Below are 12,022 nucleotides of genomic sequence, written 5' to 3'. Positions count from 1 at the left end.
CGTCACCCCTCATCCCGTAAGCCTCTTCCGAATTTTTATTTTTTCGGCAGGATTTCAGGAATGCGGTCCGGCTTTTAAAGGGTTGCGCAGGCTTTGCCGCCTGGAGTATTGAAGTTTTACGGGTTTCAGGGATAACACATTAATAAATAAGGAAAAAATTATGTCTAAATTAGCTGAAGTAAAGGCAAATGTTGAAAAAGGAAAAACAAAACTCATTGAAGGTATCGTTCAGGAATCCCTGGAAGCCGGAGATGGCGCACTGGATATTCTCAAGGCCATGGTGGACGGCATGGGTGTTGTCGGTGAAAAATTTTCTGCCGGCACCATTTTTGTACCGGAAATGCTGATTGCGGCCAAGGCTATGAGCAAGGGTGTTGAGGTGTTGAAACCCTGTCTGGCCGGTGCGGACGCCGCGCCATCCCTGGGAACATGCATCATTGGTACTGTTCAGGGAGACCTCCACGATATCGGTAAGAATCTGGTGTCCATGATGTTGGAGAGTGCCGGGTTCACCATGGTTGATCTTGGCGTGGATGTTTCGCCTGAAAAGTTCATCGATGCCATTAAATCCAAAGAGGATGTTTCATTGGTCGCCTGTTCCGGTCTTCTTTCCACCACAATGCCCGCATTGAAAGATACAGTGACACAAATCAAAGCCAGCGGTTTGAATGGATTTAAAGTGATGGTGGGCGGCGCGCCAGTGACCCCGGAATTCGCAGATGAAATCGGTGCCGACGGGTATGCACCGGATGCAGGTGGTGCGGTTAGCAAGGCCAAAATGCTGGTCAATATCAAAGATGCGGTTGTCGCTTAACAATAAAGGAGAGCAAACATTATGCTGACCAAACGGCAGAATCTTATGGAAACCCTCAAGGGCGGCAGCCCCGACCGATTTGTCAACCAGTATGAGTTTCTGGATATCATTCTGGAAGCGCCGCTGAGAACACGGCCCCAACGCGGCCAAACCATTACAAATGAATGGGGAATCACCTTTAGCTGGCCCGAGGATCAGCTGGGACCTTTCCCGGTTCATACCGACAATCTCATGGTGCTTGAAGATGTTACGAAGTGGAAAGATCATGTAAAGGCACCCACGGTTATCTTTCCGGAAGAACAATGGGAAGCAGCCGTAAAACATGCTGAATCCGTTGACAGAAACGAGCAGTTCGTCACGGTATTCTTTGCATCCGGCACATTTGAGATGACCCATATGCTCATGGGCATGGAGAACGCCATGATGGGTCTCTACGAAGAGCCGGAATGCATGCACGGGCTGATCAACTACCTGGTCGATTACGAAATCGAGTACGCCAAACAGGTCATCAAATATCTCAAACCCGATGCACTGTTTCACCATGACGACTGGGGCAGCCAGATTTCATCATTCATGTCTCCGGACATGTTTGAAGAATTCTATGTGGAGCCTTACAAAAGGGCATACGGCTTCTGGAAGGACAACGGGGTGGAGCTGATCGTCCATCACAGTGATTCCTATGCCGCGAACTTGGTTCCCCATATGATCGATATGGGCATTGACATCTGGCAGGGGGTCATGACCACAAACAACACCCCTGAACTGATTAAAAAATACGGCGGGCAGATCTCATTCATGGGTGAAATTGACTCCGGGCCCCTGGATCACCAGGATTGGGATGCCGCAACCATTGAAAAACATGTGGAAAAAGCATGCCGCACCTGCGGTAAGAACTATTTTATCCCCTGCCTGACCCAGGGATTGAATTTCAGCTCTTTTCCGGGTGTCTATGATGCCGCCACCCAAGCCATCAACGGCATGAGCAAAAAAATGTTCTAATTACAACACAACATGGGCCACCCCAAGTGGCCCATGTTATGACCAAGCCCGGTTGCTCCTTTTTATTCCGCCTTAAATTGGTGTGTATTCCGCTCAATGCCCAGCCGTTTCATTTTAGAATAAAGCGTGGTCGGTTTCAGCTCCAGAAGCTCGGCAGCGCCGCCTTTCCCCGACACCTTGCCCCTGCAGCGGGCCAGGGCCTTCAAAATATGCTGGGCTTCCATTTCCCTTAAGGGAAGAATTTTGTTTTCAGATCGTGATGACGCAAAGGCAGAGTTGTCAAGGGGCGGAATCACCAGGCGATTGCCCCTGCTGAGCAACACGGCCCGCTCGATCACATGACGCAATTCCCTGATGTTTCCGGGCCAATGATAGTTCATGAGCGTATCAAGGTCCCTTTTCGTAATAGTATTAAACGTTTTTCCGAATCGTTTGGAAAACATCTCCATAAAAAATTTGGCCAGGTCCGGAATATCCTCAACCCGTTCACGCAGTGCGGGGATATTGATGGGAAAGACATTGAGCCGGTAGTAAAAATCCGAACGAAACAACCCCTGTTCAACCAAATCTTCAAGATTTCTGTTGCTGGATGCTAAAAGACGGAAACGTGTCTTCAGCGTCTCGGTGCCCCCCACCCGTTCAAATTCTCTGGCTTCCAGCACCCGGAGCATTTTAACCTGGATATCCAGAGAAAAAGCGTCAATATCATCAAGAAACAGGGTACCGCGGCCAGCCAGCTCAAATCGACCTTTTCGGGCTTGACTCGCCCCTGTAAAGGCCCCTTTCTCATGACCAAACAATTCGCTGGTGATCAGCTCAGGACTCAGGGAAACTACGTTGACGGCGATAAACGGGCCGGAAGCTCTGGTGCTGTGCTGATGAATGGCCTGGGCCACCATGTCTTTGCCCACGCCTGTTTCACCGGTAATCATGACCGTGGTATCGGATTCGGCCACACGGCTGATCAGGGTCAGCATTTCTTTAAACGGCTTGGATTTTCCGATCATTTGTGTTTTAAAGGGGTTGGAATCAAGGACCTCCCTGTAAAAATGGGTTTCAGCCTTAAGCTCGTGATTGAGATCAATGATCTCTTCAAAGGCTTCCAGATTCTCAAGGGCGACAGCGGCCTGGTTGGCGATGATCCTGAGAAGAGACACTTCATCTTCGGGTAATTGGAGCTGGTTAAATCCGCTGTCCAAAAAAATCACGCCCATGACCCGGCCCTTGAGTAGGATGGGAAAACAGCCGGTCCATCCCATCCCATCTAAATCGCTCACTTCCGAAACCTGCCCACCTTCCGATTTTGTGATTCTTTCCACGCCCGATGCAAAGACATTTTCAATGAGCGTCATCCGATCAGAAAATTCATGCAGGAGAATGGCTGACTGCCCAAGGTTTCGATCGGCAACCATTTCCAGTTGTTGATCATTCCGAAGAAAAATAGCCCCCCGTTCCGCCCCGGCGATCCGCATGGCCTGCCTGATGATTCTGCTCAATAACGCGTCGCGGCTTCGCACCGAACTCAAGGCATCACTCACTTCTAAAAGCGATTCCACCCAAAGTGCGTTTTTGGATGTCCGGTCAAGATAGGGTTTCAGATCTTTGGGAAAAAGGTTCGGGTTGACCTTGGAAAACACCTCCCACGCTTTTTTAAGCAGATTTTCTGCCTTGACAACCTTTTTTTCGTCAATACGAATCCGTGCCATAAGGATTTCGGCATGGGCAAGTTCAATCCTGGCACCGGCTTGGGACAACAACAGGATACTTTTCTTCAAATCCGACTTGATCCGGTCAAACGCCTCCTTTGCACGATACGCCTTAAGCGCTCGAAACCGGAAAGCCACGCCCTGCATATAGATATCCGGCCAGTTCAGAAGCCGTTCCACATCAAATTCAAACGTCCACTCCGGGTGAACCATCCCCATCTCTTCAAGCCCGAGCATGACCTCGATATTGTCCGGTCCCCGGTGGTGAGGGGTCCCCATGGCCTTGGAATTCTGCCAGGCCATATCCAGATATTTGAAGGCCTTTTCAAATTCTCCCCGACAGTATGCAAAATAGGCACGTTTCCCATTCCCCGGCCAAAGGGTATAATGATCTAAAAGATCTTCCGGGATATCAAACACCTTGTCAAGATACACTTCACCTTCGTCGATCCTGCCCGCATCTGAAAGCACAATGACAAGAACCAGGGTGGCGAAGCGCTTCAGTTCCGGTGCCTGGACTTCTTCTGCCTTTTTACGCACAGCCCGGATCAGCCCGATGCCTCTGGCTGTTTCACCGACGGCACCATAAGTCCACCCCATCCGGACATAGCTTTTCAGGGTCTCAACATCCGAAGGAAGTTCCTCGTGACTGCCGATCACCGACTCGTATCGATCAATGGCTTTAGTCAAGTGTCCCTGCCAGAATAAAAGCTCTGAATCGGCCAGGGTCACGCAAAGTTCTATTTCTTTAGGAAAATCATGCTGGGATAACATTTCCCATGCCAGCTCCAGGTGCTTTGCCGCCTCATTAGACCGGACACTTCTGACATAGGTTCTGGCGATCAGCACCCTCAATTTCACCTGGCGGATCGGATCGTTACACGTTGTGCTGAACTCAAGAGCCAGGGACAGAAAGCGTCGTTGTTTCTTTTTGGAAAATGCCGTACCTGTGCAGGTAGAAAGCCCGATGGCTGCGTCGATAAAATCTGACTGCTCTTCACTGGTAAGCACTCCAGATTCCATGCTCTCCAGGGCCATCTGGTAATAGAGTGCTGCGTCCATGGGCAGGTTCAAGTCCAGACAGTGGTGGCCGGCCCTGATGATTTCCCTGAAATGCTTCAGGGGCAGCTGCGATTTCTGATAAATGTTGGCCAGGTGGAGCCCGCGCTTGACACCATCAGCCATATAGTTGCAAACGCCTGTCACTGCCTGTTCCGCGACTTTAAACAGGACGGATTCCGGAACCAGTTGCAATCGTTTTTCCACTGTCTTGAAGTCTGACAGGTAGTAATACCCCGCCCCTTTGTCTTTATCTCGCGATAAATGGCCTAAATCCACTAATCCTTCAATAATTTGAAGCACTTTCACCGGAGGATGGCTTGTAACAGCGCATAAAATATCAAGGGAAATGGGGGGCGGTAGCAATGAGACGAGAATATGTATTTCTTGAACCAGCGCATCTTTATCAGAAATTAAATTTTCAGTCAGTTCCATGGTACCGGTATTCCTAATTATCTGAACCTTTTAATTTATCAAAACCTTCCAACTTACGCGTCGGCCCCGGACAGCCGGATGTTGATGCCGACGGGATCTAAAAATGGCCGCCGATGATTCCGGCATGACCGGCTTTCACCATTTCTTTCCATGTGAACGCCGACTGTGCCGCCCCGGATTTCGTGTTGACACCGGCGATGTCAACGAGCCATCTCAACTTGAACCGGGTTTAAATTGATCCCGCTCGCCAAATGAACCGGAATTGTTTTAAAAAATAAAATTTCATAACATAAGCTATCACAAGATGGTGAAAATAAACAGTTAAAAACCAAAATGCTGCGCTGGAAAATCTGGAACCGGTGGGCATAAAACGGAGAAAGTAAATCAAAATGAGAGGCCGATCATACGGCGTCCACGGCCGCATTCATGCTGGCCGGTCCACCGCCGATGACCATCACCTTTTTCGGAGTTTTCGCGATGTCACAGGTTGTTTTACAGTCATACATCACCTGTCTGTTATGGCTGCACCGGCAGTGTTCAATGTCGAACATGACCTTGTGCTGCCTGGGGTGCAGCCGGAGTTCGGATTTGAATCGTTCATCGTGTTTCCTGAAAGTGTCAACGACGGTGAGCCTTTGATTTTCATTGGGTATGCCAAAATCCTTAAGTGCCTTGTCAAGGGTGGAAACCATATCCTTTCCTTTACAATTTAACCCTATATGATAATTAACAATTGTCCTCTGCTAAAAAATAAAAACAAATGAACAGAAAGGAGAATGGGATGGAAACAAACGATTTGAAAATAGGAATATTCGTGTTAATCGCGGTGGTATGCCTCTGCCTGACTGGCTCCCCGGTCTTTGCCTTTTTCGGGGGTAAGATCAAGCACTTCACGGCGGATAATGTGAGTATGGACCCGAACGGGAAAGTAGTTCATTCGGGAAAAGTGTATGTCTCGGATGGTGACATGCATAAAAAAAGGAGCCTGAAATGAAAATAGAACGTGTTGTAGGCCGTGGTAAAGGGATGTATCGATTCCTCCTGCTTGTCAATATCTGTTGTGTCTTTATCTTGCTGCTGGGCAGTGCATCGGCGGCTGACAAAATAGATCAGGAAAAACTGTCGAAATGGGCCGGGGCGATTTGCCGGGATCTGGGGTGCATGTCCATCAGCACGCAGTATTACGGTGTCAATATGACTGCGATCGGCCTGGTTCAGGACCAGTCCATCCTTAAGGGATACGGGTTTACATTTGGTGAGGGACCCTACCGGGTTAGTGCGACGCGGATCGATACGGGCAGATACCGGGTCTTGATCCAGGCCATGAGCCGGCCCAATGATAACGAGTGGAAACAGATCCGGCTGAAAACGGAAGCGGACCGGATCTATCCGGTGGCCATCCCGGCGGCACCGGCCGGTAAATATTTCTGGAATGCGCAGATCCAGTTCGATATGGAAGACCAGCTCGGGATTATCCCACACTATGAAATGGACCCCGAACCGGTCGGGTTTGTTGATTTGCGGATCATCGATCCGGATAAATTTGCTACAGCGGGATTTCCCGGGTACAAAAAAAACGATACCGCCTCCCAGATTATTTACAAGGGCGGCGGGAAATGGGAGTTCAATCCCGGTGGTGTCAGGCCCGGCCGGGGGATGCTGATGTACACGGACGGACAGTGGTCAAGCAGTGGGGCAGCCACCGCAGCGTCAAAACCGACTGAAACAGCCGCGGTCCGGGAAGAGAAAAAGGGTTCTGAGAGCGGATCTCAGGAAAAAAAGGGGACATTCTCTGCCAATCCTTTTGTCCTGGTAAAAGTACCCGCGACCGGGATGACCTATAACAAAACATCCTACGAGTGGGTTGTTTATGAGGGCCGGATTAGCGACCGGGTGTATTACCTGGTGACCAACCCGGATATGGGCCAGGCTCTGATCGATATCAAAAAAAGCGCCATGTTTGATGCCGAGACTGCCGTGGCCCTGCCCGGCGGGGATGGGATGACTCTGGAGATGGACGCTTTGCCCCGAATTGGTGGTTCCGGGGCAAAGCAGACCGTCCGGGATACTGGTAAAAAAGTCGAGGCATGGTGGGGAGAGGGAACGCTTTCATTCATCGTGGGTGAAGCCGTCGTGTCGGGAAAGGATACGGCTGAGACGACAGCTGCGGCCGAAATCGCAGAAGAGACGTCTGAGGAGCCCGATGTGAGTGCGATTGGCCTTTTGTTTGAAAATTCCGATTTTGAAATGGGTAACCTGACCAACTGGACAGCAGATGGGGATGCCTTTGATTTTCAACCCACCAAGGGGGACAACCCCACCGCCCGCGGAAGACGTTCCCAGCCCTCACAGCACCAGGGGGAGTTCTGGATCGGGACGTTTGAGAAATACCAAGGTGGTTCGAATGAGCGGGTTGGTGGACGGCAGGGAGACCGGCCAACCGGGACACTGACCTCTGTCCCCTTTGAGATCAAAACGGATAAAATCACCTTTCTGGTGGGTGGTGGCAAACATAAAGACAGGGAGATGGTGAGCCTAGTGGTGGACGGTCGGATCGTTATGAGCGCGACTGGAAAAGGCAATGAAACCCTGAAACCGGCTTTCTGGGATGTATCGACTTTTAAGGGACAGACCGCACAGATCGTGATCAAAGATGAGCATAAGGGTGGCTGGGGCCATATCAATGCGGATGATTTCCGGTACCCTTAAGTAGCCAAAAAACCTCTCACAAAGGCACGCAGAAAGATGGACCGGGAAGTCTGGTATCAGGGAAGATGCACGTCCGACTTGACAGCCACCGTGGGCATCAATATTGTTAACAAAGAAATCATCTTGGTGAATGTTGGGCATCATGATGAAGTGTATTAAATTCAATGGGCCGTTATCACCGGCGATAACACTCCAAATTCCGAATGGATTTTCGCCTGCAACATTGGCACGCATTATACAGGTATTGAAGGCGGTGTGAAAGGTTAGCGCAGGCAAGGCCATGCCGGAAGTGCTATTTTTTAAAAGAACGATTTTCCGACAACGCTTCACGGGCGAATGCATCCGGGGTGCGCAGCCGGTTGATTTCAAAAATCCGGGGGTAATATTTCTTTAACCAAAAATTCAACGGACCGTTCGATTTGATTGTCTTTCCCTGCAGCGTATGGGAGATTTGACGGCACCAAAATGTCAGGTTCGACTCCAACTCCTTCTATCTTCTCACCGTCTATTTCGGCCTTTTCAACTGCAAGATACAAGAGATCTCCGTTTGATAAGGGAAATAAAGCACCACCGGCAACCGCACCAGCTGTTTTCTCTCCAATAACCGTGGCAAACCCATGCTTCCTGGCGCCAAATGCAAGGATTTCTTTCCCGCTTGTTGTTTCTTTGTTGGTCAGATACACTGCGGGCTTTCTCCATTGAGAGTCCATTACCCGTCGTTTGCCTGTCCGCTGGGTCGCACGTATTAACTGTTTTTATCTGAATATTCTTCCCATTTGAAGCTTGGGATATTTGCATCTCCTGACCGATAAATATTCATTAGAGCAATCAATGAACTATCATTACAATCGTCATTAAAATCTTTTCCAATCTTCCTGAGCAGAAATGTAACGTCGGGGTATGAGGCGAAGCGAACAGAAATATTTTTCGGAGGAACAACAGAATCAGGTGTAAACCCATCAGGCAGTTGAGTCCATTCGCTTTTGGAGGCATTTAACGCGATCCACTTACCGGCAATTTTAACGATTACAAATTGATGACCGTTTATTGTCACTTGTTTATCTCGTTTATACAATGCCTGATTGTAATTATCTGACTTGCTGCTAATCGCGTTTTATTACATTGAACGCATACGCCTCAATTACCGGGGTTACTGCAATTAGCGATTCGGCATCTCCAGAAAATGTCGGTGAGGGAATGAAGCAAAAAAGAGAAATCAGTACGAATAAACATATTTGATTTATGGATACATTATTCATGACATTTCTTCCTCTCCGGGTCCGGCACCCACTCTAGGACATCCCCGGGCTGGCAGTCCAGGCATCGGCAGATGGCGTCCAGGGTGGTCAGGCGGATGGCCTTGGCCTTGCCCGTTTTAAGGATGGACAGGTTCTGCTGGGTAATGCCGATGCCGTTGGCCAGTTCGTTTGACTTCATCTTCCGTTTGACCAGCATAAGATCCAGGTTTATGACGATTGCCATAGGAGGGGCTCCTTTTTCATTATACGGTTAACGCCTGTTCTTCAGCCTGTTTACGACCCTCATCCATCACCCAGGACAGCATCAGGACAACAGCGGCAACCACGAAAAGGGAAATATCATCGGATCCCATCCCGAGGGTCAGCATCCTTTGGCCCGGAGGATTGTTCATGGTCATGACAAGCCCCAGCCCCGTTGTATGAAAAATTCCGGCGATGCCGTAATATATCAGGGCCTGGCCCAGCCGTTTGAAAAGCAGGACATGGGCCGCCGAAAAAACGCTGCCCTCCCGGTAGAGTTTTAAAAGGCGCATAATGGTCACGATGGCAAACATTTCGGCGGCAAGGGGCAAAAGGGAAATCAGAAATCCCAGAAGCCGCTGGAATCCGTCCATCGTCTGGGGAATGGGGAAATCCACGGGCAACCCTGTGGAAACCGAAACCAGGGTTGGGGGAATCAGGTTGTAAAAGATCCAGTACGCGGCAGTACCTGCCGGAATCAAGATAAGAAATATCAGAAATACCAGATAAAGCCTTGAGCTGATCTCTGTGAGTTTTGATTGGGTTTTCATACAGCCTCCATCTCCATTAATTTGGGGTAATCACATTAATGGCAACACTCCCTTATTTTACATCAAATGTCAATCATTATTTATTGTTTATCGATAATTTAATATCATAAAGCAAGAATACTTTCAGAAAAGACGGCATCGATGTCTTAACAAATACTAAATAGTGTAGCCATGCGTTATGTGTTTTATTGTACTATTGCATTTTTATGGAGGCTGTTTTCCACAACATTATATTCCCATTTTTTATAGCCAAAAAAACAGAGATCAACCATAATTGACATGGTCAAGATCAGTAATATTTTTGTCCTTTTGTTCATTGTAATCTTTCAATTGAATTCCTAACACCAAAATCACCGGCTTGTCCGTGTGCATTTGGATTGTTGGATATTCGTTATGCATTTTGGACAAGTTCAGCTAAAAATCTGGAAAACGGTTCAATATTCTTTTTTACGCTTGCTTCTTCCAAGGCGACCATATAATCATTCCGGGTTTCTATTGGAATGACTGTCCATGGGTAGCCGCCACTGGCTAACATAACGTTCATCAGGAATCTTCCCATGCGGCCATTTCCATCAATATAAGGGTGGATATATACAAAGAAAAAGTGACCTAAAACGGCTTTTACAGCAGGCTCTTCTTTATCGTTTAAAAGAGAAAAGAATGCAGACATAAGATCTCGTACAGTTTCGTATCGGGGTGGCACATGCCTTGATTTTCGAATATAGACAGGTTGATTTCGGTATCCGGCAAGGTCGGATGCAGATACAAGACCAGCGTTTACACCTGGGGCAAATAATTCTCTATACCATATGGAATGATCTTTACTTACCACCGCACCTGGCGAGTTTTTATTCAGAATTTTTTCCAAGCTTTTCTTCACTGCCTGAAAAGCTTGCCAGTAACCGCGAGCAGCCAATGCATTTGCGTACTCTTTATCTTTGTGGTTGGTTTTTGGGTCCCAACTTCCTGTGCGGACACGTTCAATAAGCTCCTCACTCACACGATATCCCTCAATAGAAAGTGAATGATAAGCGTCAGTCAAATATATATCGTCGACATGTTTAAGATATTCATCGGTGTTCTGGTTTAATGAGGGCGCCTGCGGAAAGTTTTCAAGGACAATACCACGCATATCCGCCCAATGCATCCGCATTCGGTTGACATATGGAGAAATCTCGCGTTCACGAAGAATAATAGCGGGCTTTTCGTCAAAGGGGTCATTTTCCGTAATGCTGTATCCGGCATCTCTCATTGCTCCGATGATATTGTCAGCAATAACATTTTTCCCAATATTTCGGAAAGCTCCTGCAAGCCTTCCGGCCACCGTGCTATGCCCACCTTCAAGGAGCTTGTGCAGGATCTGAGAAGCATCAGAGATCATGGAAAGCGCAGCACTGACCTCTATCGCATTATTTGAATAATAGCCGGGAGCACAGGAAATCAGAGCTGCGGGCAGGGTCATCACCCGTATGTTTTCCTTGATTTCCATATCATTCCTGTCCGGCAGTTTCAGGCGAACATCCATTATCGATGTTTCATGAAGAAGAGAGATTGGCTTGTTCCCTCCTTTTGGAGTGCGTACAAGAAGTTGATTCGGCACGTTCCAGTTCCCGCTATGAATACTCAATGATTGTTCAGGGGAAAGACACCATTGATTGCCAAACCTTGATTTAAGATAATCACCACAAAAGCCCCAAAATGATGCATACCAGGCCGTGCTTTCTCCAGTCTGCTCTTTAGGGCTGGCTGGAATATACCATCCTTTCATCACTTCTTTGATAAATCCGTTTTTGACAAGACGTTCCCGGTGAGTTCGTGTTATGCTTTTTGTTTGGATTGCAACAATACCTTCGTCCTGTAGTTTTTTCAGAACAGCGAGAGATTCTGCAAGCTTATCTTGTAATGTCGGCATTGTTGACCTATATGCAGTGGCTTATTTTTAGGTTATTAAGCTTTATTATTTTTAGGTTATTGAGTTGTGCTGCTTTTAGGTTTTTGTGGTAGGTGTCAAGCAAATTGTCGCCTAAACATGTAAAGATTACCGTGACGCCCGCAACACCTTCTCATGACCTCCGACGGACTTTTTTGGAGGCCCATTCTCGGCCATAAGAAACTGTTGCTCCTTCATGGGCAAAATCAATTTTACTGTTTCCATGGGCCTGATTATCGGCCTCTTTCCCGTCAGTGTTTTTTTAGGTGCATTATTTCTCTTATTCAGAGCAACCTCACCAATGTGGTACCCGTTCCTTG

General features: G+C 48.1%; 12 protein-coding genes. 4 read left to right on the top strand and 8 right to left on the bottom strand.

All coding sequences use genetic code 11. From position 1 onward, the window contains the following. The first annotated feature begins 160 nt into the window (after positions 1–160). Together ACYQ2M_RS20975 and ACYQ2M_RS20970 are read left to right on the top strand one after the other, a co-directional pair. Positions 161–814, top strand: coding sequence for a corrinoid protein (locus ACYQ2M_RS20975; RefSeq protein WP_459918343.1), 654 nt, complete (start codon positions 161–163; stop codon positions 812–814). A 21-nt stretch (positions 815–835) separates the two neighbouring features. Beyond that, positions 836–1,813 carry a uroporphyrinogen decarboxylase family protein gene (locus ACYQ2M_RS20970; protein ID WP_459918342.1) on the top strand — a complete coding sequence of 326 codons (978 nt, stop codon included), beginning with the start codon at positions 836–838 and terminating at the stop codon, positions 1,811–1,813. A gap of 62 nt (positions 1,814–1,875) precedes the next feature. Here ACYQ2M_RS20970 and ACYQ2M_RS20965 read toward each other — a convergent pair whose 3' ends face one another. Next, complete coding sequence (locus ACYQ2M_RS20965; RefSeq protein WP_459918341.1) at positions 1,876–5,013, bottom strand: sigma 54-interacting transcriptional regulator; 3,138 nt, start codon at positions 5,011–5,013, stop codon at positions 1,876–1,878. A gap of 401 nt (positions 5,014–5,414) precedes the next feature. After that, the gene (locus tag ACYQ2M_RS20960; protein ID WP_459918340.1) at positions 5,415–5,705 is read right to left on the bottom strand and encodes a hypothetical protein; all 291 of its coding nucleotides are present in this window, start codon (positions 5,703–5,705) and stop codon (positions 5,415–5,417) included. An 89-nt stretch (positions 5,706–5,794) separates the two neighbouring features. Between ACYQ2M_RS20960 and ACYQ2M_RS20955 the strand changes: the two genes are divergently transcribed. Both ACYQ2M_RS20955 and ACYQ2M_RS20950 read left to right on the top strand, forming a co-directional pair. Then, a complete protein-coding gene (locus ACYQ2M_RS20955; RefSeq protein WP_459918339.1) occupies positions 5,795–6,007 on the top strand; it encodes a hypothetical protein in 213 nt (70 codons plus the stop codon). Beyond that, a complete protein-coding gene (locus ACYQ2M_RS20950; RefSeq protein WP_459918338.1) occupies positions 6,004–7,722 on the top strand; it encodes a hypothetical protein in 1,719 nt (572 codons plus the stop codon). Before ACYQ2M_RS20955 ends, ACYQ2M_RS20950 begins: the two co-directional genes overlap by 4 nt. A 365-nt stretch (positions 7,723–8,087) precedes the next feature. Here ACYQ2M_RS20950 and ACYQ2M_RS20945 read toward each other — a convergent pair whose 3' ends face one another. The 6 genes from ACYQ2M_RS20945 to ACYQ2M_RS20920 form a co-directional block, all read right to left on the bottom strand. Continuing rightward, positions 8,088–8,432, bottom strand: coding sequence for a S41 family peptidase (locus ACYQ2M_RS20945; RefSeq protein ID WP_459918337.1), 345 nt, complete (start codon positions 8,430–8,432; stop codon positions 8,088–8,090). 35 nt (positions 8,433–8,467) lie between these two features. Next, positions 8,468–8,776, bottom strand: coding sequence for a hypothetical protein (locus ACYQ2M_RS20940; protein WP_459918336.1), 309 nt, complete (start codon positions 8,774–8,776; stop codon positions 8,468–8,470). Between the two features lie 197 nt (positions 8,777–8,973). Next, positions 8,974–9,204, bottom strand: coding sequence for a helix-turn-helix domain-containing protein (locus ACYQ2M_RS20935; RefSeq protein ID WP_459918335.1), 231 nt, complete (start codon positions 9,202–9,204; stop codon positions 8,974–8,976). Positions 9,205–9,223: 19 nt separating this feature from the next. Beyond that, a complete protein-coding gene (locus tag ACYQ2M_RS20930; protein ID WP_459918334.1) occupies positions 9,224–9,772 on the bottom strand; it encodes a DUF2975 domain-containing protein in 549 nt (182 codons plus the stop codon). A 391-nt stretch (positions 9,773–10,163) separates the two neighbouring features. Then, the gene (locus tag ACYQ2M_RS20925; RefSeq protein ID WP_459918333.1) at positions 10,164–11,684 is read right to left on the bottom strand and encodes a Fic family protein; all 1,521 of its coding nucleotides are present in this window, start codon (positions 11,682–11,684) and stop codon (positions 10,164–10,166) included. A gap of 126 nt (positions 11,685–11,810) precedes the next feature. Beyond that, on the bottom strand, positions 11,811–12,022 hold a 212-nt coding region (locus tag ACYQ2M_RS20920; RefSeq protein ID WP_459918332.1), incomplete at its 5' end, for a hypothetical protein.

Source organism: Desulfocicer niacini (assembly GCF_054657595.1).
Note: the sequence above shows the minus strand (reverse complement) of the source record. Positions and strands in the feature narration are given on the sequence as shown.